The 25,547-nt window shown below is 45.4% G+C and carries 22 protein-coding genes; 8 read left to right on the forward strand and 14 right to left on the reverse strand.

The features are described from left to right. Nucleotides 1–50: 50 nt before the first annotated feature. The 6 genes from FR741_RS08785 to hppD form a co-directional block, all read right to left on the reverse strand. Entirely contained in the window at nucleotides 51–389 is a 339-nt protein-coding gene (locus FR741_RS08785) for a hypothetical protein (RefSeq protein WP_005377830.1), read from the reverse strand. 120 nt (nucleotides 390–509) lie between these two features. Beyond that, complete coding sequence (locus tag FR741_RS08790; RefSeq protein ID WP_006741618.1) at nucleotides 510–1,169, reverse strand: DUF2726 domain-containing protein; 660 nt, start codon at nucleotides 1,167–1,169, stop codon at nucleotides 510–512. Between the two features lie 195 nt (nucleotides 1,170–1,364). Next, the gene (maiA, locus tag FR741_RS08795) at nucleotides 1,365–2,033 is read right to left on the reverse strand and encodes a maleylacetoacetate isomerase (protein ID WP_167426648.1); all 669 of its coding nucleotides are present in this window, start codon (nucleotides 2,031–2,033) and stop codon (nucleotides 1,365–1,367) included. A 21-nt stretch (nucleotides 2,034–2,054) separates the two neighbouring features. After that, nucleotides 2,055–3,092: a fumarylacetoacetate hydrolase family protein gene (locus tag FR741_RS08800; protein WP_167426649.1), complete on the reverse strand. Its 1,038-nt coding sequence runs from the start codon at nucleotides 3,090–3,092 to the stop codon at nucleotides 2,055–2,057. A 9-nt stretch (nucleotides 3,093–3,101) separates the two neighbouring features. After that, nucleotides 3,102–4,232 carry a homogentisate 1,2-dioxygenase gene (locus FR741_RS08805; protein WP_167426650.1) on the reverse strand — a complete coding sequence of 377 codons (1,131 nt, stop codon included), beginning with the start codon at nucleotides 4,230–4,232 and terminating at the stop codon, nucleotides 3,102–3,104. Then, the gene (hppD, locus tag FR741_RS08810; protein ID WP_005377835.1) at nucleotides 4,225–5,298 is read right to left on the reverse strand and encodes a 4-hydroxyphenylpyruvate dioxygenase; all 1,074 of its coding nucleotides are present in this window, start codon (nucleotides 5,296–5,298) and stop codon (nucleotides 4,225–4,227) included. The genes FR741_RS08805 and hppD overlap by 8 nt, the downstream gene beginning before the upstream one ends. 539 nt (nucleotides 5,299–5,837) lie before the next feature. On the opposite strand from hppD, the gene FR741_RS08815 reads away from it, so the two are divergent. The 7 genes from FR741_RS08815 to FR741_RS08845 all read left to right on the forward strand — a co-directional run bounded on the left by FR741_RS08815 (nucleotide 5,838) and on the right by FR741_RS08845 (nucleotide 14,613). Further along, a complete protein-coding gene (locus tag FR741_RS08815) occupies nucleotides 5,838–6,944 on the forward strand; it encodes a M20/M25/M40 family metallo-hydrolase (RefSeq protein WP_167426651.1) in 1,107 nt (368 codons plus the stop codon). A 260-nt stretch (nucleotides 6,945–7,204) separates the two neighbouring features. Continuing rightward, a complete protein-coding gene (locus FR741_RS08820; RefSeq protein WP_167426652.1) occupies nucleotides 7,205–8,815 on the forward strand; it encodes a peptide ABC transporter substrate-binding protein in 1,611 nt (536 codons plus the stop codon). Between the two features lie 143 nt (nucleotides 8,816–8,958). Beyond that, nucleotides 8,959–9,879 (forward strand): oligopeptide ABC transporter permease OppB, encoded by a 921-nt coding sequence (oppB, locus tag FR741_RS08825; protein ID WP_053807326.1) that lies wholly within the window; start codon nucleotides 8,959–8,961, stop codon nucleotides 9,877–9,879. Nucleotides 9,880–9,888: 9 nt separating this feature from the next. After that, nucleotides 9,889–10,821, forward strand: coding sequence for an ABC transporter permease subunit (locus FR741_RS08830; RefSeq protein ID WP_005377839.1), 933 nt, complete (start codon nucleotides 9,889–9,891; stop codon nucleotides 10,819–10,821). Between the two features lie 10 nt (nucleotides 10,822–10,831). Further along, on the forward strand, nucleotides 10,832–11,815 hold the full coding sequence (locus FR741_RS08835; RefSeq protein ID WP_134646753.1) for an ABC transporter ATP-binding protein: 984 nt from the start codon (nucleotides 10,832–10,834) through the stop codon (nucleotides 11,813–11,815). 9 nt (nucleotides 11,816–11,824) lie between these two features. Then, on the forward strand, nucleotides 11,825–12,817 hold the full coding sequence (locus FR741_RS08840) for an ABC transporter ATP-binding protein (protein ID WP_167426653.1): 993 nt from the start codon (nucleotides 11,825–11,827) through the stop codon (nucleotides 12,815–12,817). After that, on the forward strand, nucleotides 12,817–14,613 hold the full coding sequence (locus tag FR741_RS08845) for an aminopeptidase P family protein (protein WP_167426654.1): 1,797 nt from the start codon (nucleotides 12,817–12,819) through the stop codon (nucleotides 14,611–14,613). The genes FR741_RS08840 and FR741_RS08845 overlap by 1 nt, the downstream gene beginning before the upstream one ends. Nucleotides 14,614–14,774: 161 nt before the next feature. Here FR741_RS08845 and FR741_RS08850 read toward each other — a convergent pair whose 3' ends face one another. Continuing rightward, the gene (locus FR741_RS08850) at nucleotides 14,775–17,219 is read right to left on the reverse strand and encodes a collagenase (protein ID WP_167426655.1); all 2,445 of its coding nucleotides are present in this window, start codon (nucleotides 17,217–17,219) and stop codon (nucleotides 14,775–14,777) included. A 350-nt stretch (nucleotides 17,220–17,569) separates the two neighbouring features. Then, nucleotides 17,570–18,103: a hypothetical protein gene (locus tag FR741_RS08855; RefSeq protein WP_012841894.1), complete on the reverse strand. Its 534-nt coding sequence runs from the start codon at nucleotides 18,101–18,103 to the stop codon at nucleotides 17,570–17,572. A gap of 445 nt (nucleotides 18,104–18,548) precedes the next feature. Between FR741_RS08855 and FR741_RS08860 the strand changes: the two genes are divergently transcribed. Continuing rightward, entirely contained in the window at nucleotides 18,549–18,983 is a 435-nt protein-coding gene (locus FR741_RS08860) for a hypothetical protein (protein ID WP_167426656.1), read from the forward strand. Nucleotides 18,984–19,103: 120 nt separating this feature from the next. Here FR741_RS08860 and FR741_RS08865 read toward each other — a convergent pair whose 3' ends face one another. From FR741_RS08865 to FR741_RS08890, 6 genes are all read right to left on the reverse strand, one after another. After that, complete coding sequence (locus tag FR741_RS08865) at nucleotides 19,104–19,952, reverse strand: ABC transporter permease (RefSeq protein WP_005393492.1); 849 nt, start codon at nucleotides 19,950–19,952, stop codon at nucleotides 19,104–19,106. A 2-nt stretch (nucleotides 19,953–19,954) separates the two neighbouring features. Continuing rightward, on the reverse strand, nucleotides 19,955–21,235 hold the full coding sequence (locus FR741_RS08870; protein ID WP_167426657.1) for an ABC transporter permease: 1,281 nt from the start codon (nucleotides 21,233–21,235) through the stop codon (nucleotides 19,955–19,957). Next, nucleotides 21,232–22,353 (reverse strand): ABC transporter ATP-binding protein, encoded by a 1,122-nt coding sequence (locus tag FR741_RS08875; RefSeq protein WP_167426658.1) that lies wholly within the window; start codon nucleotides 22,351–22,353, stop codon nucleotides 21,232–21,234. Before FR741_RS08875 ends, FR741_RS08870 begins: the two co-directional genes overlap by 4 nt. 73 nt (nucleotides 22,354–22,426) lie before the next feature. Next, entirely contained in the window at nucleotides 22,427–23,341 is a 915-nt protein-coding gene (locus FR741_RS08880) for a dihydrodipicolinate synthase family protein (RefSeq protein WP_167426659.1), read from the reverse strand. 56 nt (nucleotides 23,342–23,397) lie between these two features. Continuing rightward, the gene (gene lhpI / locus FR741_RS08885) at nucleotides 23,398–24,372 is read right to left on the reverse strand and encodes a bifunctional Delta(1)-pyrroline-2-carboxylate/Delta(1)-piperideine-2-carboxylate reductase (RefSeq protein ID WP_167427104.1); all 975 of its coding nucleotides are present in this window, start codon (nucleotides 24,370–24,372) and stop codon (nucleotides 23,398–23,400) included. Nucleotides 24,373–24,459: 87 nt separating this feature from the next. Then, nucleotides 24,460–25,533 (reverse strand): polyamine ABC transporter substrate-binding protein, encoded by a 1,074-nt coding sequence (locus tag FR741_RS08890; protein ID WP_167426660.1) that lies wholly within the window; start codon nucleotides 25,531–25,533, stop codon nucleotides 24,460–24,462. Nucleotides 25,534–25,547: the final 14 nt, after the last annotated feature.

A 25,547-nucleotide genomic window follows, 5' to 3' on the forward strand; every position in this document is an offset into this window, starting at 1 on the left:
TGAGCCTGCAGGGTTTAAAAGTGTGATCTATATAACTTTTATTATCTCACTTAATTGTCGTAAGGCACTTCACTGAGCATCCAAATCTGTAAGGTTTGCGATACCTTAGGGCAAGTGCCGAACAAAATCTGATATTTAGGTTTAAATGGTTCGCCGATATAGGTTGTACGGATCAACTCTCCTGTTTTGACATCCACTTGAGTGCTCACCCTGCCTTTGAAGTTTTGAAATATGACAAACTGCTCACTGTGGTAAACCATTTGTTCTCGGTAAAACAAGAAATGATCTTGGGGTGTCTCCGTTAACTCACACTCCAGTGGTTTCAAATTAGGTATCGCACTAACATTAGATGCGATGAACAACGCTGACAAAATCCATCCGTATCGCATATGGCTTCCCTATTCTGCACTCTTTTTCAAAGTATAGGTCTTGCCTTGGGGACTGATACAAAAAAGGCTTTGATCATCTCGAATCAAAGCCTCATCCGTTTTGCTGTTCAACTGTCGTCTTTAGTCGTCCGACTCAAACACCACATTGTAATTCTCGGTGTAAGTACAATTTGGTTGGCGGCTGCAAGTAAAGAAGCGTCGACCTTTGAATTCACCTTGGCTTGCTGTTTTAATGATCATCGGACTACCGCATTTTTTGCAAAAGCGCACTTCTTTATCAGGCTCAATCAAATCTATATGTGCCGCAAGCAAACGACGTAATCGCCCAACTTGATAACTGTGCTTTATCGAAGCGCCGATTAAAGGTAGGTTTGCCGTCTTACAAACATGGATCAGTAACTTTTGTCTTTCTACCTTGCCCTTGCTTAACTCTTGCCCGTTATCCAATTCAACGATCACACGCGGCTCTAGCGTCCTAGGATCACAAATAACGTAATCAAAATAACTTCGAGATATGCGATTGTTCGCGACAAAAAACTGCTTCTTATTTTTGATTTCTTTTGGCGTAACCAAACTGGACATGTTTACTTTCGCAAATACCACCGCATGCTCACCTACCGCTGCCCTTAACGCATTATAGAATGCGCTCTCTTGCCCCCTGAGTAACGGTCCTTTCGAGCGATAAGGATAATCACGCGTGTCGTCGTGCTTAATCACGTACTTTTGAATAACAAAGAAGAATAAAACCAGAAGAACAACAATGATAAAAATGTTGGTCATAAATAAAGTGCATCCAAAACAACTCGTTGCTCAAAGCGTAAATGGAAATGCTATGCAGAGCAACAAAACCTCGCAATTTTGAGGATCCACGACGATAGCGAGAAATAGAAAATTTGACTCCCCAATAAAAACGAGCCAATCACACACTTGGATTGGCTCGTTTAAATTTTTGTTAATACATTATGATGCTAAGAATCAACTATTAGCGTCTGGCTGATTCTCTGGCATCGCATCAATAAAAGCAGGCAGTTGATTGCATGACTGCACAACAGCGTTAATGGTTGGATAAAGAGAAGTATCTACACCAAAGCGTTGTGCGTTATAAAATTGTGGTACCAGACAAATATCGACAATAGATGGCGAGCTTGTCAGGCTAAACTTACAATCACCATTTAGTTTACGATGCTTCTGAAGTTTCTCTTCTAATGCTGTAAAACCTTTGTGAATCCAGTGATGAATCCAAGCGACTTTGCGCTCTGGCTCGCAAGCTAACTCCCCCTCTAAATACTGCAGAACTCTTAAGTTATTCAGGGGATGAATCTCCACTGCAATATCCTGAGCCAAAGCCAGTGCTTGATATCGAAGTGGCGTTTGCTCGGGGATCACAGTGACATCCGGATAGTGTTCTTCTAAGTATTGAATGATGGCCAGTGACTGGGTTAACTGAACCTCCCCATCCACCAGCACAGGAACCAGTTCAGAAGCGTTTAACTCATGGTACTCGTCACTGTGTTGTTCACCACCATTGCGCACCAAGTGTACCGATTTTGAATCATACGATAACTCTTTAAGATTCAAACAAATACGCACACGATACGCCGCTGAAGACCGCCAATATCCGTACAAAACCATGCTATCGCTCATATCGTCTCCCAACTGGCGCTCTTAATGCTTGAGATATTGGCTAACTTGTTGGTCAATCGAACCAAAGATGTTGTTGCCATCCGCATCGAACATTTCCAGTTTGATTGAGTCGCCAAACGACATGAAGTTAGTCGACGGTTTACCATCACGAATGGTTTCAATCATACGAACCTCCGCGATACATGAATAACCAACGCCACCCTCCTCAATCGAAGTGCCATGTTCGGTGCCTTGCTTATTAGATACCGTGCCAGAACCAATAATCGCCCCAGCAGATAGCGGGCGCGTTTTAGTCGCATGAACAATTAAGTCTGCAAAATCAAACGTCATATCGATACCCGCATTTGGGCGACCAAACGGCTTGTGGTTGTATGTCGAGACCAATGGTAAATGCACTTTGTTTTCGTACCACGCATCGCCTAGTTCGTCAGGTGTTACTGCCACAGGAGAAAACGCAGAGGAAGGTTTAGATTGGAAAAAACCAAACCCTTTAGCTAATTCTGCGGGAATTAGTCCACGCAGCGACACATCATTCACCAGCATGATCAAACGAATCGACTCCTGAGCCTCTGCAACACTCGCGCCCATTGGTACGTCACCAGTTACCACAGCGACTTCACCTTCGAAATCAATACCCCATTCATCACTGCCAAACTCGATGTTGTCACAAGGTCCAATAAAGGCATCAGAGCCTCCTTGGTACATCAACGGGTCCGTCCAAAAACTCTCTGGCATTTCAGCGCCGCGAGCTTTTCGAACCAACTCAACGTGGTTTACGTAAGCACTGCCATCAGCCCACTGATAAGCGCGAGGAAGCGGCGACTCGCAGTAGTGCGCTTCAAACTCTTCATACCCCGCGACCGTACCGTTGTTCAGTGCAACGTATAGCTCTTCCAGTTGCGGTGCTAGCGCATCCCAGTTATCAAGTGCCACCTGCATCGTCGGTGCCAAATTCATTGGGTGGAATATTTCTGTCGCAGGTACGCAGCGCGTTAAGTCTTTGCTCACGACCATCAACAAACCGTCACGAGTGCCATTTTTCTTGGTTGCTAATTTCATCCTTGCCTCTTACTTCTCTTGCCAGCTATAGACGTATTCTTTGTTTTCTACTTTTTCCAGCTCATCCGAAAACTGAAGTGCGTGGCGCGTATCTATCATCACCGCGACTTCGTCGGTAAAAGTCTTCTCATGCTCTCGCCCTGCTTTGAAAGCTTTCGGGTGAGGACCATGTGTAAAACCTGCTGGATGGAATGTCACCATACCCGCTTCAATGTTGTCACGACTAAAGAAGTCACCTGCATGGTAGAACAAGACTTCGTCATAATCGTCATTGTTGTGATAGAACGGTACTTTGAGCGCTCCGGGATCACTTTCAATCGGACGAGGAACAAAGGTGCACACCACAAATCCTGCTCCTACAAATGTAGTATGTGCAGAAGGCGGTAAGTGGTAACGATGTGACATAAGTGGACGAATATCACGCCAGTTCACTTTTACTACCGCCAAATCACCATGCCAGCCAATCGCATCCAACGGGTTGAATGGGTAAGTGATAACACTGACTTTATCGTGGCGTTTCACCTGAACCTGTGTTTGATTCTCAGAATATTGATCACGGAACTGATCGTTGATCGACGGCGTTTCCAAAACCGCTGGATCAAACACCGCGTGGTTTCCAACCATGCCTTTTTCGGGCAATGTATAGGCCGCATCGGTGTTTTCGATCATCAAAATGAACATCGGCTCGCTTGGCTCTAAACGCCAGCTCGTTGAGCGCGGGATCATGACATAATCCCCCTCACTCACTTTCAAATGACCATAATCACAATACAGATCTGCCGTTCCTTGGTGGATGAACAGCAGTTCGTCGCCATCCGCGTTTCTTACCAAGAAGTCCATTTTTTCATCCATACGCCAGACACGAACTTTACAATTCGCGTTGTGTAATAGATGCGGGACTGCCCAAGGGGTAATATGGCTGGCTTTCTCGACTAGATTAAAATCGAACGCTCGTGGACGTAGCTCGCCCTCCCACTCAGACCATCCCGTTGGGGCATGTTGATGATGAAAATGTGTTGCGGGGCCAAAAAAACCACTTCGACCTGCCTCACGTTCATAAATTGCCTCTTCCGGGAAGTCAGCATGCGCTTGTTTAGAGCACACTCCCTCCCGGTGAGGGAATGTGATCCATTTATGCATCGCTCAATACTCCTCGGCGAATTTGGTCTTCTTCTATCGATTCAAACAACGCTTTGAAGTTACCCTCGCCAAAGCCTTCATTGCCTTTACGTTGGATGATTTCGAAGAACACAGGGCCGATAACGGTTTGAGTAAAGATTTGTAGCAAGATGCCATCTTTCGTTGGCGCACCATCAATAAGAATCTGCAAATCACGAAGCTTGCTTACATCTTCACCGTGGCCTTCAACACGCTGATCGACTTTCTCGTAATAAGTATCTGGCGTTGGCATAAAGTCCATGCCTCGCTCACGCAATGTTTTGACCGTTTCGTAGATGTCGTCTGTGGTCAATGCGATATGTTGAATGCCTTCGCCATTGTATTCACGGATAAACTCTTCAATCTGTGATTTATCATCTGACGACTCATTGATAGGAATTCGGATTTTGCCGCAAGGTGCGGTCATCGCGCGGCTGACAAGACCAGTCAGCTTACCTTCGATATCGAAATAACGAATTTCGCGGAAGTTACCAATGCGCTCATAGAAACCAGACCAGACATCCATGTTGCCTTGCTTAACGTTGTGCGTTAAGTGGTCGATTTCGTAAAGACCAACATTCGCTTTTGATAAACGCTCATCAGCATCATCATAAAAACGAAAATCGACATCATAGATGCTCTGCTTTCCATAACGATCGACAAAATAAAGCAAGCTTTCACCGATGCCATAAATAGCAGGAATGCTAAGCTCCATCGGCCCAATTTCCGTTTTATATTCTTTACCGCCATTCTCTAACGCATGCGCCAGAGCAACGGTCGCGTCTTTCACTCGAAATGCCATGCCACAAACCGACGGACCGTGGACTTTGGCGAATCCCTCAGCTTGGCTATGCGGCTGCGCATTCACAATAAAGCTAATGTCACCTTGTCGATATAACCACGCTTCTTTTGAGCGATGCTTTGCAATTTCCGCAAAACCTAACGATATAAACAGATCTTTAAGCTGTTGAATGCCTTTGTTGTCAGCAGCGGTATATTCAACAAACTCAAATCCGTCTGTTCCTAGTGGGTTATATGCATCAACCATGACTTTCTCCTTGTCTCAGTAGCTTTTGTTTGGACTTATTTTTCTAACTTGGCGCAGGTCTTGAGAAATTGGAATACGTGGGGAGAAATCTTTACCTTGGCGATTTTTACGCACAATTGTAAAACATATGTTACACACAGTGGGCGCATCGAACCCACTTTCGTAAACATCAAACAAACTACTTATTTTCAATATATTAGATTGATATTTTCGGCTTTACGCCAACACACAAAATGTAAACAAGTTGTTACCTTGGCATTTTATCTTGGCAACGTAGCTCAAAAAGTAAAAGGGGATGGAAAGTCTATTGCACCCTATCTCTATCCGATTTATTCATTTGATCCTGCAAAACATCAAAAGTAATGTTTCGTGACGCTTCATACAGTTCGAAAGACTCATCGGTCAGAATCGTGTCATGGATACCCCTTTATTGATTCACCTCAGTTTTATTCAAAAGTAACTGTGCCATAAGTGGTGCTCTGTTCCCTATCGAGCCCTAGCCACAGTGCTTCACGCTCGATCAGAAAAAGAGACATCTAATGACACACATCAATCAAGAACGCCTAGTTGAACACTTTTGCCAACTAGTACGTATCGACAGCGAATCAAAAAACGAAAAACAAATTGCAGAAACACTGGCAGAACAGCTAGGCGAGCTAGGCTTTACCGTGCACAAGCTTCCAGTGCCTGAGCACATTTCTAACGGTTTTAACTTGTACGCCCGTTTAGACGGCAAAAAAGACGGCTCTATCCTAATGAGCTGTCATATGGATACGGTCACTCCAGGTATTGGCATTGAGCCAATCATCGAAGACGGCATTATCCGTTCAAAAGGCAATACGATTCTTGGTGGCGATGATAAATCTGGTATTGCTGCCATCATGGAAGCCGTTCGTTGTATTCAAGCGGAAAACCGTGAGCACAAAACGTTAGAACTTGCTTTCACCGTGTATGAAGAAGGCGGTTTATTCGGTTCACAGTACTTCGATATGTCACACGTCACTTCAACGGAAGCAATCGTGTTAGATACGGGTGGTCCTATTGGCACTATTGTGACCGCAGCCCCAGGCCAGCAAAAAATCGTGGCAACAATCAAAGGTCGACCAGCACATGCAGGGCTTGCGCCAGAAGAAGGCATCAGTGCGATCATGGTGGCGGCAGATGCCATCAACCAAATGAAGCTGCTTCGCATCGACGAAGAAACGACAGCCAACATCGGTGTAGTGAATGGCGGTCAGGCCACAAACATTGTTATGCCTGAATTAAGAATCGTGGCGGAAGCACGCTCCCTGAATGGCGATAAACTAGATGCTCAGGTCAATCATATGATCTCAACATTAGAGTCTGTCTGTGAAAAACACGGTGCAGAAGTCGAAATTGAATCTAGCCGAGCCTACGACGCTTTTGTTATTGAAGAAAACCACCCACACGTAAACGCTATACAAGCAGCGTTTGCAGAGTTGGGAATTGAGGCTTTCACAAAAGGCACTGGCGGCGGTAGCGATGCTAACAATTTTAACAAGAAAGGTCTCACAACGGTCAATCTTTCAACTGGCATGGCAAAAGTACACACGACAGAAGAGTTTATCGCGGTAAGTGATATGGTCAAAATCACTGAGTTCGTGAAACATTTCCTAGTCAGTTAACGTCGTACCTTTTGAAGAACAGACGAACTACCCTCCCCTTTTAGCGCGCGCTTGAAGGGGATTTTTTATTTGCGCGAAACAAAGCCTACCCCGTAATGCGGACTTAGTGCCGGCTCCATATCAATCCCCCAGCTCACTTTTTGAGACCAAATAGCCCAACATTTGGCACCCTGTTACAACATTGTTAAAACTCGATTGTGTGGACAATTTATACAATATACATTTCTAACATCTTTCAGGATGAAAAGAGTGAGACAAGGATGAAATTACCTAAGTTGCTTTTGTTAGCGTCGATGATGAGTCCAATACTGGCAACATCAAGCTATGCCGCGCCGTATCCCGCAGGTGTGACCCTCGATGAGACACAAGAAATTACGCTAAACAATGGGGCTGAAGTTACTTCTATTGACCCAGCCAAGCAAGCCGCAGAGCCCGCTTTTAATCTCGGTCGAGACCTGTTTGAAGGTCTGGTCATTCAAGATAAGCAAGGTAAAACCATTCCTGGTGTTGCTGAGTCTTGGTCAGTCAATGACAACAATACGGTTTATACCTTCCACTTACGTGATGCAAAATGGTCAAATGGCGAAACGGTCACTGCACAAGATTTTGTCTACAGCTGGCAACGCTTACTGAATCCAAGCACTGCTTCACCGTACGCTTGGTTTGCCGCCATTCCAAATATCGAAAACTCGCAAGCCATTATGAAGGGCGAATCCGATCCTGAGTCCTTGGGCGTGAAGGCGCTGGATGAAAAAACATTCCAGGTTACACTCGAAGAGCCTATTCCCTTCTTTACGAAACTATTAAGTCATCCAGTGCTTGCCCCCGTTCACAAAGCGACCGTTGAAAAACATGGCAACCGTTGGACCCAGCCAGAACATATCGTTACAAATGGTGCGTTTACTGTCTCTGAATGGAAAGTTAACGAAAAAATGGTGATGGTTAAAAACCCACATTACTGGGACGCAAGCAATGTAGTGCTGGAAAAAGTCACCTGGCTACCAATTGGTGATGCAAACGTAGTGCTAAACCGCTACCTAGCTGGTGAGATAGACCAAGCGGTTTCCATTCCTGCTGCTCAGAAGAAAAAGTTAATTCAACAACGCCCACAAGAAGTGGCAAGCACCAGTGCGTCTCTTGGCTCCACATTCTATTACCTCAACACTCAACAAGGACCAACAAAAGACGTGCGGGTCCGTAAAGCCCTCTCATATGCCATTGACCGTCAACTGTTAACGAGTGCTATCTTGAGAAACGGTGGGGTTCCCATGTATACCCTTGTGCCACCTCAAACAGATGGTTTTAAATCTCACACTCCTGAGTTCGCAACTTGGAACCGTCATAAACGTATCGAAAAAGCGCAGCAATTACTGTCAGAAGCTGGATACGATAAAAGCAATCCGCTTAAGTTAACGTTTACCGTACCAACTTTCTCGATGGACGTAAAAATGGCAACAACCATGGCAGGCATGTGGAAAAGCCGACTGGGTGCGCAAGTCACGATAAAACAGCTAGAACCGAAAGTGTTCTACGCACTTAAAGAGCCGACCGACATTACTCGCGGCGGCTGGACGGCCGACTACAATGAAGCCTCTACGTGGTTAGATATCTTTGTTTCTAATGGCGAGTACAACGATTCTCGTTATACCAACCCGCAATACGACGAGTTAATGGCTCGCTCAAAGACCATGAGCAACCCATCAGAACTGTATCTACAAGCAGAAAGCATGCTGATTGAAGACATGGCCATTATTCCTATTTATCGTCCGGGTAACGATCAATACCTCATCAAGCCTTATGTGGGCGGCTACGAACTGACAAACCCTGAGTCGTCGTACTACCGCAAGAATGTCTATGTGAAAGCCCACTAAAAGCATGTTTTCGGTCTGAGTCGGCAAGTTCAATGTTTACTTGTCGTTCCTCATATCTCTCGGTGGAGAAGGCAACCTGAGCTCAGACCATTTTTATTCATAACCGTTCGAAGTGATTTCGGATGACCAAAGGATGATGGATCATGATTTGGTACATTGTTAAGCGATTAGCTATCGCTATCCCCACGCTTCTATTCATCGCACTCGTATCATTTTGGCTGATGCACATTGCACCAGGGGGACCATTTGATATGGAACGGCCTATGCCAGAAGTGGTACGTGCGAATATCGAAGCAAAATTCCATTTGGACCAGCCCTTCCTTACTCAGTTTTGGATTTACATTGGTAATTTCATACAAGGAGATCTCGGTCCGAGCTTCGTTTATCAAGACTTCAGTGTTACACAGCTCGTCGCACAATCATGGCCAGTTTCAGCAGTATTAGGCGTACTCTCTTTTTGTATCTCCGTTCCACTTGGCATGTTACTTGGCACCATTGCGGCATTGAACCGAAATAGCCGCCTAGATTACGGCCTGATGACACTTTCGATGACTGGAGTTGTGGTTCCGGCTTTCGTGCTTGCTCCAGTTTTAGTCATGATCTTCGCTGTTCAGCTCGGCTGGTTACCTGCTGGTGGTTGGGAAGGAGGAAAGCTGGCTTTTCTTGTTCTTCCCGTGCTCAGCCTGGCGATTGGCTCCATTGCGAGTATTGCACGCGTCATGCGTGGCGCAATGATTGAAACGCTCAACCAACCATACATTCGAACGGCAAAAGCCAAAGGTTTGTCCACAACCTACATTTTATTCCATCACGCTTTGCGACCATCCTTGATTCCCGTCGTTGCGATGCTCGGCCCTGCGTTTGTGTCTGTCGTGACAGGCTCGGTGATTATCGACATTTTCTTTGGTACAGGTGGCATGGGACAACACTTTGTATCTGGGGCTCTCAACCGCGACTACGGCCTAGTAATGGGCATTACTCTGATTGTCGCTTCACTCACTATCTTCTTTAACCTTGTGGTCGACTTGCTATATACGATTATCGACCCTCGTATACGCGTTTAGGAGTCCGGCATGTTAACGATCAAAAAACTGGATACACAAGCTCTTCAAGATCAAGTCGTCGATAATATTGAAGCCGTCGAAGGTCGCAGTCTTTGGCAGGATGCATGGACTCGATTTCGTAAAAACAGAGCCGCGATGACATCAGTGTATGTTTTGGCGTTCATTACCTTATGCATCACTTTCGGCCCCTCTCTTGCCGCTTTTGGCCATGATGAAATTGACTGGGAAGTGCTCATCGATCCATACGAGCTAGGAAAACCTTCACTGAGCAGTGGTCATTACTTTGGTACCGATGATCTCGGGCAAGATGTCTTTGCTCGCACAATGCAAGGTGGCAGGCTCTCTATTTTGGTGGGTTTTGTTGGGGCTTTAGTCGCCGTTGTTATTGGTACGATTTGGGGAAGTATTTCCGGCTATCTTGGTGGCGTTGTCGACAGCGTAATGATGCGCATTATTGAGGTGCTCGATTCGGTGCCATTTATGTTTATGGTTATCCTGTTTGTTACCCTTTTTGGCAACAACATCTACCTGATTTTTATCGTGATCGGAATGGTATCTTGGCTGGGCATTGCCCGTGTTGTACGTGGTGTCACCTTCGGTCTAAAAAAGCGAGAGTTCATCGAAGCCGCACACTCTATTGGGGTTTCTAAATTGACAATTGTCCGACGCCACGTTCTGCCTAATGTGCTTGGGATCGTGATGGTTTATTCCTCCTTAATGGTGCCTGGATTCATTATGTTCGAATCGTTTTTAAGCTTCTTAGGGCTTGGTGTTCAACCACCAGATACAAGCTGGGGAATCCTAATCTCCGAAGGCGCAAAAACGATTGACGTTGCATTGTGGATGCTGCTTTTTCCCTCTCTGTTTTTAGTTGCCACCCTCTTTTGTTTTAACTTCATCGGCGATGGCTTGCGTGATGCTCTTGACCCGAAAGACCGATAAGGACAAACCCATGCTATCTATTGAAAACATGAACGTGCGCTTCGATACGCCAGATGGGCAAGTGCAAGCGGTCAGTAATCTCTCCTACTCGATTAAAGCAGGCGAAACTCTTGGGATTGTTGGAGAGTCAGGTTCGGGAAAAAGCCAGTCTGTCTTCGCGTTAATGGGGTTAACCGCGGATAACGGCGCTGTGTCTGGCAGCGCGATGTTCCACGATGATGATTTACTCGCGATGTCGAAAAAGCAGCTCAACCGCATCCGTGCAGAGAAAATCGGAATGATCTTTCAAGATCCGATGACGTCACTCAATCCATTCATGAAAATTGGCAAACAGCTTTGTGAAGTTCTCATGATTCATAAAGGAATGAGCCGAAAACAAGCAAAAGTTGAATCGATTCACATGTTGGATGCGGTGCGTATTCCCTCTCCCGAAACTCGGATGAATCAATACCCTCACGAGCTATCTGGCGGAATGCGTCAGCGAATCATGATAGCGATGGCGTTGTTGTGTAAGCCCGAGCTGTTAATTGCAGACGAACCAACCACCGCGTTAGATGTAACCGTTCAGGCTCAAATTTTGACGCTATTACGAGACTTACAACAAGAATTCAACACGGCTATTTTACTGATCACTCACGATATGGGCGTCGTCGCCGAGATGTGTGATCGCGTATTGGTCATGTATGGTGGTCAAAAAATGGAGCAATCAGATACCGAGACATTGTTCGCTCAACCTGCGCACCCCTATACTCAAGGCCTGCTAAAGGCTATTCCTTCTATCACTGAAGATATGCCACGTTTACCAACCATCCCAGGTAACCCACCAAGTGCGTTGATTAACCATCAAGGGTGTCCGTTTAGAGAGCGGTGCGAGCATCGAGAGACGCGTTGCCAATACGAAACCCCACGGTTTTCTCCATTAAACACGAGCCAGTCCATTGCCTGTCACGTTAACGCACCCAGTGTTATCACTCCTATTCAAATAAAAGCTTAAGGAGGCGTTATGAATAAAAAAGAAGTCCTCATGTCTGCTCGTGATTTAAACGTCCACTTTCCTGTGTCGCGTCACCTTATTCCAAGTCGACGTAAAATCGTGAAAGCGGTCAATGGTATCGACTTAGATGTTTATCGAGGCGAAACACTTGGCATTGTGGGGGAATCAGGCTGCGGAAAATCAACGCTTGCACGCGCCTTACTTCGCTTAATTGAACCTACACATGGCGAGTTGACTTGGAAAGGTCAAGACATGCTCGGGTTTAGTAAAAAAGAGCTTTCCTCTCGACGCAGAGAATTTCAGATGGTGTTTCAAGACCCATCCGCTTGTTTGAATCCGAGGTTAACCATCTCAGAATGCATCGCCGAACCACTGCTCACCCACGAGCCGCAACTTAAACGGGCAGAGATAGAAAAGCGTGTCATCGCTATGATGGATAAAGTGGGTCTCTTGGCGAGCCAGCGAAACCGCTATCCACATGAATTTTCCGGAGGTCAATGTCAGCGTGTGGGCATTGCTAGAGCGTTAATTCTCAATCCAGATTTGGTCGTGTGTGATGAACCCGTTAGTGCACTAGATGTCTCCATACAAGCTCAGGTCATCAATCTTCTAGATGATCTTAAACAAGAAATGGGGTTAACACTGGTAATGATTGCGCACGACTTAAGCGTGGTGCGCCACATCAGCGACCGCGTTATGGTGATGTATCTTGGTAAACCTATGGAAGTAGGACGTTACGATAAAGTATTTGATGATGCACAACACCCCTACACCAAAGCACTGTTATCTGCTGTCCCGATAGCTAATCCGCAATTAGCACGTGACCGTGAAATACAACTATTGCCCGGCGATCTCCCTTCTCCACTTAACCCACCGAGCGGTTGCGTTTTTCGTACTCGATGCCCAGAAGCCACAGAAGTATGCGAGCAACAGAGCCCAATAAAAACAGGCTCGGAGCAGCATCATATCTATTGCTCAAATATGACTTTAGGAACCATTTAATGAACAATACTAACTCAGTCAACCAACGCCTTACGTTATTGCGTGAGGCAATGTCCTTTTACAACGTGTCTGCATATATCGTGACCAACAATGACCCACATAACAGCGAATACTCAGCGGATCATTGGTTAGCGCGAAGCTGGATTTCAGGTTTTACCGGCTCAGCAGGCGATGTCGTCATTACCCAACAAGGTGGTGGCCTGTGGACTGATGGTCGTTACTATATTCAAGCTGAAGAACAGTTACACGGCACAGGGCTGGAACTGTTTAAAGCCAAACAACCAGAAACGCCGACAATTACCAAATGGCTGGCTACCACGCTCCCAGAAAACAGTATTGTCGCGGTTGACGGGCGCGCCATCAGTTTCGCTTTTTATCAAGGCCTCAAACAAGCCTTTGAAGCGAAAAACATTAAGATCATTCTCGACCTAGATTTGCTCACACCGATTTGGCTTGAAAGACCACCTCGCCCAAGTGCCCCCGTATTCGAGCACCCCACCGCTTTTGCTGGCGTTGACACAGAAAATAAGTTAGCGAGAATCCGTTCTTGGTTAACCGAGAACCAAGTAGATAGCTTATTAGTGTCAACGCTAGATGATGTCATGTGGACAATGAATATTCGAGGTGGTGATACGAATTACTGCCCAGTTTCTGAAGCCTATCTAATCGTAGAGCAATCACTTGCGACACTGTTTATTGATAAGGCCAAACTGCCTCAAGACGTTGAAAGAGCGCTGACCGAGCAGAGTGTACACATTCGCCATTACAACTACGTAAGTCAGTATTTGAATCAGCAATGTGAGGGATTATCGCTCGCTTTTAGCCCGACCCACACAGACAGCTTATTGGTGAGTTCGATTGAACGGAATGTGAATCTGAAGCCAATGGCTTGCCCTGTAACGGCAATGAAGGCCATAAAAAATGCAACCGAGCTAACTAGCCTAGAACAGGCATTAACAGATGATGGTGTGGCAATCGTAAGGTTTATGAACTGGCTAGAAGAGCAAGTTCCAAGCGGACTCGTTACAGAATTATCTGCTGAGGCACAACTGAATCACTATCGCCGTCAAACCCGACATTATGTAAGTGACAGTTTCTGCACTATCGCAGGCTTCGCAGCTCACGGGGCAAAAATGCATTATGCCGCCGATGAAGAGAGTAATGCGGCGGTCAATGAAAGCAACTTCTTTCTCGTCGATTCTGGTGGCCAATACCTTGGCGGGACAACAGACATCACCCGTACTTTCCACTTCGGGTCACCGACCATTAAGCAGCGCAAAGATTATACCTTGGTGCTCAAAGCGGTCATCCGACTGACTCAGACTCGATTCATGAAAGGCTCTACGGGTGCCAATCTTGATATCATGGCGCGTGGCGTCTTATGGCAACATGGTATTGATTACAAGTGCGGCACTGGACACGGCGTAGGCATTTGCTTGAATGTTCACGAAGGCCCACAAAATTTCTCGCAAAGCCACCGCGAGGTTGAGCTAAAACCAGGTATGGTCATTACTAATGAACCAGGCGTTTATCGCGAAGGTGAGTACGGGGTAAGAATAGAGAACATTCTTAAAGTTGTAGAAGTAGAACAAAATGAGTTCGGCACGTTTTACGGTTTTGAGACCATCACTCTTGCTCCAATTTCGACCAACGCCCTTGATTTATCAATGCTAGATCAAGCAGAGCTAGACTGGCTTAATCATTACCATTCACGAGTCTATCAAGCACTTAGCCCTTTTCTTGATACGCAAGATAAAAACTGGCTTCAACGCACAACCCAACTTATTGAGAAATAGGATATCAGCAAGCTTTATAACGTTTTCATTTTCATCTCAAACTCCTTGTTTGCCAGCCTTCGGGCTGGTTTTTTTTATAGAGATAACGGTGTGAAAAACAAAAACGCCCCGCAATGTTAGCGAGGCGATCAATTAAATTAAAATGATGCAGTTAAACTGCCCTACTGACGACACTTCTGAACATCAAAATCAACCACGATGGCGGCATTCTCAAAGTCACCAGATACTTTAACGTAGCCCCAGTAGTTACTCTGATTTGACAACGTAATACACTCTCCATTACCAATATTATCTGACCACCCGTGAAGATTAGTATCATCCGGCCAACCAGAGTTACTGTATTCAAGCTTTAGGTTGCCCGTACCATTCCCCGTCGTTATCGCCAGGTTTGAGCTCTCATTCACCGCTGGTACGCTCAGCCAAATGGTTTGTTGATTTGCCAAGCAAACTGGTTCTCCTGCTGTTAAGCGCCCACCGCTTACTTTACTTTGCACCGCGCAGTCTTGTGGCAATGTGTCATTACCGCCCAACGCTGAGATAACAACAGTATGAGTGGCGGTTGCCGTCAAGCCTTCACTGTCTGTCACACTTAAGCTGACCGAATACTCCCCTTCACTCCCATATTGGTGCGTCGGCTTGGTTTGTGTACTTGTCGAGCCATCACCGAAGTCCCATAAGACGCTGACGATCTTCCCGTTTGGGTCTGTACTGTTTTCACTGCTAAATGTAATGCTTTCACCGACTTTCCCCTTACTGTTTGCGGTTATGACTGCATTAGGAGCACCATTTGAGACAAGGGCTTGCTGCCACTGCTCAAACTCACTTTGATACAAATTCGCCCATTGGGTGATCGTGGCCTTGTAATTGATCCAATTCCCTTGGCGTGTTTCCAGCAGCATTTGGTTTACGTCATCTTTATGATTTTCAAACATAAAACGTACAGCTAAGTACCCCCAACGATAAATTCGATCGACATCAAACCCATCATAAGTAGTCTCGAAAATCTCACTTAAGGTATATGTCGAACCGTCTAGAATCGTCTCAAGTGCTGCTTGGTTGTCATTTTCTTGAGCGACATACTCTGCAACGCCTTCACTCCACCACACTATTTTTTCAGTTGGATGACTAAACCCTCCATAGAGATCAAATCGACCATCTAAGTAATGCACGTATTCGTGCTCTAAGTTCCAGACAAAGTGATCTGCGTTCGCATAAGAGGCTTCATAAGCAATAAAGTTGGGAATATTCCCCGGCTGGGAAGGGTCGCCCTCCAAGTACATACCGCCATTGTCAGTACTAATATCGAAAATTGGCCCTGCGTACTTACCATAATCAGTGCTTGAATCGAAGATATTGACTTGGAGCTGAGTGTTGTGGTCATCTTTTACTGGCTGTTCACCAGTTTCTAATGACTGATGAAAGTAACCCTCTTCGTAGCCCATTTTAGAACATGCGGCCGCGTGTTGCTCTTGCGTCATATTCTGAGACAAAATTCGGATTGTCGGGCTACAAGTATAAGTTTGCGATAGCACCAAGCCTTTTAGCTCAGTTTCGAAATTACAAATTCCGAACTCACTACAATCTGCGTAATATGAGGCGGTGTCCGCCGCCGCAAGCCAAACCGCGTCACCCCGACCATACATTTCATACTGTTCAAAGATTCGACTCAGCTGACTCTTCACAACAGAACTCGCGTTACCCGTATACTTGGTCAGACGCCCGAGCTCTCGCCCTGCATTCGCGGCCATAAACTCATCTTCAGCACCGATTGATGACGCCCTTAGAGCAAAATCGCCTAAAGCTTTGGCAAGGTCTGTTTGGTTACCAATTACTTGCACAAATTGCTCGTTCCACTGCCCACCAAACAAAATAGTGAAAACACCATTAACCGCATTGCGCATATACCAGTGCTGGGCGTATTGATCATTCCAACGTGTAAGCCACTGGGTCACTTGCGGTAAGTACGCGTGCTGCAAGCCGGCACTATCCATAGTGATGATGACCTCACTAAGCACTTTGCCGTGACGGTCGCTGTTCTCGTAGAAGTTTGCGTTATTAACAAACGCATCCACTGATTCTTTCACCGCTGGTGTGACCCATTCAATAAATGAGATGTTGTCATTGTAAAACTCGGCGTAATAACCCGCGCGTAAGTATAAGAACAACGTTTCGAGTTCATCGCTCCCGCCCCCCGTATAACCCTTCGCCAATGTCGTAGTGTGCTTTGCGATGTTGTACATATGATCGGAGCTAAATACCGACTCTTGAATCCGACTTTCAGCAGAGAATAACTGGTCCACACACGTCGCGCCCTGACTTAAAATTTCGCTGATCAATTGGTTACTACTTTCGGTAATCAATGCCTCCAAATCACAAGCAGTGCTCGACTCATCAAGGCTTTCAAGTGACTGTACTCGAGTTACCTTAGAGGGCTGAATTGGGAGAGTTGCGGTTGGTTGGTATTCAACTCGATTGGATTCAACACCGTGTGTATGAGCCGAATGTGCATGTTGCTCTGTAACTTGAGAAACTGGCTCGCTTAACGCAAATACGCCAGTGCTGGTTAATGTTGTCGCAATCGCGACACTCAAAATCTTCAGTTCCATCTAATTTCTTCTATATTGAGTTTTCCTTAGATGCATTACGTCTTTTGCATCGCCACTGCCCTTATTACTGCAAGAGCATCTCCATATAATCTACTCGCAAGACAAGAAGAAACATTTTGTTAACAACCGAATGTAGCGGTATCAGTTTTTGGTACCAGAAGGAACACGGAGTGAGCTTTAAAAATTCGTATTTGTTAAAAAATAGAGATGAGCTAGAGAAGAAACGTGTAGTTAAACGGGTATACCCAGCACGTTAAATGGCTAGGTATACTCCAAAGCGGGTCGGTAAAAATTCGCGAATCAAAGCCCCTAAAGAAGGAATCGGACAATGGGCTAATACTCTGTAGGTTCTAGGCTGCTTTGTGGTCGAAGAGTGCGGTAATTTGTTCTTTTAACGCATGCAAAAATTCGGTATTTGGTGTGTTTTCAAGGTACATTTCATACTCTTTAGAATTATAAAAGTACTCATGCGCTGATGCGTTAAGGATCTTACTAAAAGACAGTGTTTCCAATTCATCTTCAAGAGCACGGCAACTCAATTCACCATACCCTGAGTCGCTATCTTTAGCGAATTGGGTTTCAATGTTGCTGATATATAAAACACAATCCTTGATAAAGAGCTCAACGTTACTTATGCGCTGTTCGATATCTTTAAGCTGACCGCTGTTCCACTTAGACTTTTCTTGCTCGAGCTTATCAATAAGTCCACTTTCACGTAGTCTGGTATTGTTATCTTTAATTCTTAGTAACTCATCGAGCACTTTATTAAACTCAGACTCAGCCCTAAGTCTTAAGATTTCCAACTCCTTGGAGAACAGCTTTGCTTTTAACTCACTTGCTTGATACAAGCCAGATATAGCAGCATTTCTTTTAACTCCAAACATAAAAATCCACCCAAAAGATACTTACTAAAAAGTAGCACACAAAAAGCAAGATAGAAGACGCGAGGTTTTCGTCAGCACGCTACACATTACTACCTAATCTCGATTGTAACGTAATAAACAGAATTTTCATCACTTAGAACCACCAACTATTTGAATGAAAATCACACAGTTACTTTGATAAAAGTATTTATTTTAGAAAAGGCAATCCCAAGTATGTAACGGTATAAAATTGACACTATAAAAACAAAAACGCTCACACTCTACTACCAAAGTCAAATATCAATGTCAGAGATTGGACAAAACACTCACTATTTACAGTAATGAAAAGCCACTATTTCATTGAGAACCAAAATTTCAACATACTACATCGGACTATGCTGATCATAGACGGGGTTACTGATGAAACGTTAGAATGCCACTACTCTGGTAACCTAGCATAATATTTATGACCGACGCTGATATCGAGCTACAACACCTTTGGTTAGAAGTCCAAGCCGAACGCTGGCAAAACCTGCCACGCTTTTTATTCAGTTACTACTGCTACAAGCACAACCTTGTCAGTAAAACCAACAAAGTTTGCTGGGAGACGGCACGTGCAAGACTGCCCGCTTCAACATCAATAAAAGAGCGAAAAAACGCGGTGGTTGAACCGTTAGTCTCTGAGGAAACCGTCGTTGGGTTATTGAAAACCATCAGCAAAGATGGGGAAATGACGTTTGACGTGATGGTAACCACACTTAATATGTTTTTGCACTATGTTGTGATTAGCAAGGAAGAAAAAGAGCAACTTAAATCAAACATGCCAGCTAGTTGGTATCAGCAATCGAACAAGTCGCCTTTGGCACGTTTCGAGCAAGCTGGCATTAAGCTACAAGAGTGATATGTCAGTCATCGCTGACGACAAACACAAAAGAAAAGCGCCTACAATGAGGCGCATTTGATCAAAAATTGAGGTGCCCCTAAACAAAAGTGCAAAGTGACCAACAAAGAAAAAGTCTGGTTATTCTTGAATGCCTCTAATGCGTACATTACGTCTACGTAAAACTTCTAATGTCACGAGCAAACACACCGACATAAAAATCAGCAACGTAGCGACCGCCAATATGGTCGGACTAATTTGCTCTCGAATTCCTGACCACATCTGCCTCGGAACGGTTTTTTGTTCTGCCCCAGTCAGGAATAACGCCACCACAACCTCGTCGAACGATGTGCCAAAGGCAAACAAGCCGCCAGAAATCATCCCCGGACGAATCAGCGGAAAGGTAATGTGTCTGAAAGTATAAACAGGGTTTGCTCCTAAGCTAGCCGCCGCTTTTACCAGGCTATGATCAAAGCCGCTTAAGGTCGCAGTAACGGTAATGACAACAAAAGGCGTACCTAACGCGGCGTGTGCCAAAATGACGCCTAGATAAGTTTGTGATAAGCCAAGACGTGTGTAGAAAAAGTACATCGCAGCAGCAGAGATAATGACTGGTACGATCATGGGTGAGATCAACAGCGCCATAATCGTATTGCGAAAAGGCAAATTACTACTGGCTAAACCCAACGCCGCCAGAGTTCCTAACCCTGTTGCAACGAGTGTCGCCATAAAAGCAATGAACGTGCTGTTTTTCAGCGCCAACAGCCACTGATCACTAGTAAACATTTCTTGATACCAGCGAGTAGAATACGCTGCCGAATCAAGGTTTAGCATCCCCTCGGTAAAAGTAAAGTAAGGCGTTGCATTAAACGATAACGGGATGATGGTCAGAATTGGAGCGATTAAAAAGAACAGCACCAACCCACAAAAAACTAAGTAACCTGCGTAAGCGACTCGCTCTACTTTTGATGCATAGTTTGGTAATGCCATGGTTATCCCCCTACCTTAAGGTTATTCATGCCAACCACACGGTTGAATATATAAAACAGAACCAGTACAACGAACAAAAGCAGTCCACCCAATGCGCCAGCCATCCCCCAGTTCAGTGATGTCTGCATATGATAGGCAATCATATTGGATATCATCTGTCCGCTTCTTCCACCAACCAAAGCGGGCGTAATGTAGAAACCAATAGAAAGAATGAAAGTGAGCAAGGCCCCCGCACCTATCCCCGGTAACGTAAGCGGCATATAAACTTTGATGAACGCAATGAAAGGCGTCGCGCCTAGAGAACGAGCGGCACGGAAATAAGTTGGGCTAATTCCTTTCATTACGCTGTATAGAGGCAGGATCATAAACGGCAGCAGAATGTGAACCATAGACACCACCGTTCCGAAGGTATTGTGAATCATCTGAATTCGTTCGGAAGTAAAACCCGACCAAATAAGGAGATCATTAATGACCCCTTGGTTTTGCAGCAGAACAATCCAAGACGTGGTTCTGACTAATAATGACGTCCAAAATGGCAGCAGCACAATGATTAAAAGTAAGTTCGCGCGCTTATCAGGTAAATTGGCAAGCAGGTAAGCAACGGGGTACGCCATCACCAAACAAATTAAGGTGATTGAAATAGACATCCAAAAAGTTTTAAAGAAAAGGTCGACGTATATTTGGCGTTTTTCTGGTTGGGGCTCAATGTCTCCAAACTCATTCACTTGCAAGTCTAGCGCAGCAAGATAATGACTGAATGTTAATGCGCCACTAAGATTCTTAAACGCCGCCCAATATTTAGGATTAGCCCATCGCTTATCCAGCTTAGCCAGCTGTGTCACCGAGCTCGGCAGCGACGCCAAACGAGACAACTTTCTACCTGTTTTCATCAATAAGCTGCGCATACCAGACACTTCAATATTCATTCGGCTGGCTATTTTCGGTAGCTCTTTGCTTTGATAAAGCGCAAGTACTTCAACAGAGAATGCCTCAATGACTTCTTGATGAGGCAGACCTTGATAATCCCAACTTTCTAATGCTTGAATAGTTTGTGGTAGTGACTGGGATATTTCTCGGTTATCCACGCTTCGATAAAGCATATCGAGGATAGGAAAAGCAAACGTAAGCAGAATAAAACACACCAATGGCGTTGTGAGCATAATGGAGCGAAGCTTTTTTCGGCGCTCTGCCTTTTGCAACTGCGCTTTCAGATTGGTTTCTTGCTGATGAACTTGGCGTTCGATCTCCAATACAGAATCTAATGCGGTTAGCTCTCGACTCATGCTGCTACCTCGCTACTTTGAGTTTGTGTCCCATCAAGAGCATGGCAATCGTCACTTTGCCAACCAATACGACAAATTGAGCCAGGCGTTAACTGCAAGTGTTTACGATTATCGTTAGGTACTTTAACGATGAAGTGACCAACGCTCTCTACTTCGACGACCAAACGATAATGATCACCGTGATAAATCAATTCTCGTAGGACGCCCGAGACTTGGTTCTCACAAGACGCTTTCTCTGGTTGAATAACAATCTTTTCTGGTCGAATGGAAAGTGTTGTCCTCTGCCCTTGCTCAGATACTCTGACAGGTTTCGCAGTAAATAACTCTTTCCCAACGAGCACTTGGCAATACTTTCCGTTCCACTCTTTGACTAAACCTGAGAGTCGGTTGTTTTCTCCGATAAACTGCGCAACAAACGTATTACTCGGAGATTCATAAAGCTCGGTTGGCGTCGCGAGTTGTTGCACTTCGCCGTGATTAAAAACCGCAATACGGTCGGACATAGTGAGAGCTTCGTCTTGATCGTGCGTCACATACAAAATGGTGATGCCAAGCTTTTCATGCAAATGTTTAATTTCCATCTGCATTTGCTCACGCAGCTGCTTATCTAATGCGCCTAGCGGTTCATCCATCAACACGAGTTTAGGCTCAAACACTAATGCTCGCGCTAGCGCAACACGTTGTTGTTGACCGCCTGATAACTGCTTCGGGTATCGAGTCGCAACATGCTCAAGCTCGACCATTTCTAATACACTCTGAACTTTGCTTTGAATCGTGTCACTGTCGAGTTTTCGCACCTTTAAAGGAAACGCAAGATTCTCAGCAATGGTCATATGTGGAAACAACGCATAGTTTTGAAACACCATACCGATATCGCGCTTGTGCGGCGCGAGATGATTAACGGGAACGCCATCGATATAAATGTCTCCACCGGTCGCGGTTTCAAAGCCCGCTAGCATCATTAAGCAAGTGGTCTTGCCCGATCCTGACGGCCCCAACATAGTAACGAACTCTCCAGGAGCAATATCTAAGTTGAAGTCTTTCACCACCAAATTCGTGCCATCGTAGGTTTTCTTAACGTGTTGAAAGCTGACATAGTCCTTGTTTTCCGTGCTCATGACTTCCCTCTTCTCTTTTTTTGAATATTACGAATGAGTAGAGCGTCAGTTAACGCTCTACTAAACAGCACAATTACAGATTGTATTTGGATAGGTCTAAGCGGGTTTCTAACGCATGTTCAACCATTTGAATGACTTGTTGACGCTCTTCACCTTGTAAAAGTTGGCGTGGCGCACGAACTTGTTCAGATCCACGCCCGCAGACTTGCTCGGCCAGTTTAATGCACTGAACCAGCGTAGGAATGGTGTCTAAACGCAGCAGCGGTAAGAACCAACGGTAGATTTCTAACGCTTCAGCATAACGACCTTGGTTTGCCAGTTTATAAATCGCGACGGACTCTTCTGGGAATGCGTTGGTTAAACCAGAAATCCAGCCAGTCGCGCCTAGCATCAATGATTCAAGAGCGATGTCATCAACACCACTGAACACGGTAAAGCGGTCATCAAATTTATTGTAAAGCTCAGTGATACGACGAGTATCAGTGGTCGACTCTTTAATAGCTACAATGCTTTCAAACTCAGCCAGTTTCGCCATGATATCGAGGTTTACATCGACACCATAAGCAACCGGGTTGTTGTAAATCATGATTGGCATTTCTGGCGTTGCTTCTGCTAGCGTGCGGTAATATTCGAACGTTTCGTTCTCAGACGTGCGGTAAACCATGGCAGGCATCACCATACAACCATCGATACCAATTTTGTACGCATCCTGCATGTAATCAATAGCTGCTGTGGTAATAGACTCTGCTGTACCAGCAATCAAAGGCACACGGCCATTTACGACTTCTTTTGCCGCTTGCAAGACCTGGCGTTTCTCCTCCGGGTACAACGCACAGTTCTCACCGACGGTACCCAAGCAGATAATGCCATTCACACCATCTTTAATCTGGTTGTCTATAACGGTTTGCGTTGCGTCTAAGTCGATTGACTGATCTTGACGAAATTGCGTACTGACCGCCGGATAAACACCTTTCCAATCAATTTTCATGAACTACTTTCCTTATATGTATATTGTATGCAATTTAAATGAACGAGCGAAAATGCTCAGACATGGCTATCTATGCCATTTTCTAACAACACCGCCTTTACAGCGGCCAAATCAGCCAAAGCACTGCCAACTGATTTGTATAAAGTAATGACCTCATCGTTTTGACGTCCTGAGATTTGTTGGGCGCAAAGCTGCGGTAATTCCCCTTTGATATCGTCTGACGTGAATACGCCCTCTTGAATTGGAATGAGAAGATCGCCCGCTTCGGCTAATACATTAATGCGGCTATCGACATACACCTGCGCTCGTTGCACTGCTTTAGAGTCGCATTCACGCTTGTCCAAGTCATGATTACCGACCAAATCAATATGGGTGCCCGGCTGCACGTCTGCGCCATCAAACAAAGGCTCTGCTGATGCGGTAATACAGCTGATGATGTCAACGTGTTTGATAACGTGGTCCACATTTTCTACGACTGAAACGCGAAACCGACGCTCATCGGGAAGCGACTGATACTCTGAAGATGACACAATGGCATCTACCGTCGCCTCGGCTTTGTCTGAGTTGCGCCCCCAAATGTAAACCTGCTTAAGTGGGCGAACCGCAGCGTATGCCCACGCAAAATAAGGCGCAAGATTGCCCGTTCCGCAGATCAACAAACGATCAGCATCGGGGCGCGCTAAATAGTCCGCTGCCAGTGCAGAAGCTGCGGCGGTGCGCCAAAACGTTAAAACTTTACCGTCTACAAGTGCGATCGGCTCACCATCATTTCGTCTGAAAACAAGTAGCTTAGATGCAAGCGTATCTTTGCCTTGCTCAGGGTTATGCGGGAAATACGTAAAGGCTTTCACCGCAATCAACTCCTGGTTCCAAGCTGGAAGTAGCGCAAACGCCTCGTATTCTCCCTCTTCTAAGGGCATGACTCGGCGTTGAGGTATTGTCGCTGGCCGCAAGTACATTTCACGCATCGTTTCAATAAGAGACTCCATTGTTAAACATTGCGCGACTTGTTGTGCTTCGATGACTTTCATCATTTCTCCGAAAACATAAATACAATTGAGGAAAAGTACGGAACCTAGCTTATGGATGAAAACTCGGCCCCATACACAAATTAACGCCTAATTAAGCAGCCAAGTATTAAACTCTTCATTTAGTTCATCCGCGTAGTCTGACCACCATTCATCGTTAATCAGGAAGGCGGTTTGGAAGTTTTGAGGTGCGGTAGGAAGGTTCGCTAAAATGTCTGGGGTCACCTCTGCCGAAGACGACTTACGCGTAGGCCCATAGGCAACGTACTTAGCTTGATCAGCTAATGGTTTTGTTCCTGAAGAAAAAGCAATGAAGTCCAATGCAAGCTTTGTGTTCTCACTCCCTTTAGGTATCGCCCATCCATTCATGTAACCCATTTGACGGTCCCATATAATCCGAAATGGTTGACCTTCATCCTTACGGGCATTGTGGATTCGGCCGTTAAACGCCGAGGCGATCACCACTTCTTTGTCAGCAAGCATTTGAGGTGGCTGGGCACCGGTTGTCCACCACAGCACTTCTGATTTGATCGTATCCAACTTAGCAAAAGCACGCTCACGCCCCGCTTCGGTTTCGAGCAGGCTGTAGACCTCTTCTGGCTTTACACCATCAGCCAATAGTGCCCACTCAAGATTGCCCTGAGGTTGTTTTTGCAATGCACGTCGACCTGGAAAGGTTTTTAGGTCAAAAAGATCGGTCAACTTGCTAGGCAAAACCTTACCTTTAAACGCGTCTTCGTTCACCGCTAATACTGTGGACACAACGATGGTATTGATTGCACACTCGTGAATCGCACCATCAATGAAATCCTCTTGTGCTGGTGTTCCATCTGCGCCCGGAGGCAAAATACTTGGGTTCACTGGTTCTAATAGCCCTTCGGCACAACCACGAACAATGTCCGGCTTGTCGAGAGAAACCAAACCCCAGCGCACGTTGTTCGCTTCCACCTGCGCTTTAATTTCGGCTAATCCGCCGCTGAAATCCTCGGATACGATCTCGACACCTGTTTTTTTAATGAAAGGCTTGTGATATGCCTCCACTTGGCTCTTGGTGAATGCACCACCCCAAGATACGACCGTCAATTTGTCTTCAGCATAAGCAGAGGTCCCCAACAGCATTCCTGAAATCAACAGCGCCAATGGTGCTTTGGTCATTCGTGACATGTATTACTCCTTTT

Source organism: Vibrio diabolicus (genome assembly GCF_011801455.1).
In the GTDB taxonomy this organism is placed as follows: Bacteria; Pseudomonadota; Gammaproteobacteria; order Enterobacterales; family Vibrionaceae; genus Vibrio; species Vibrio diabolicus.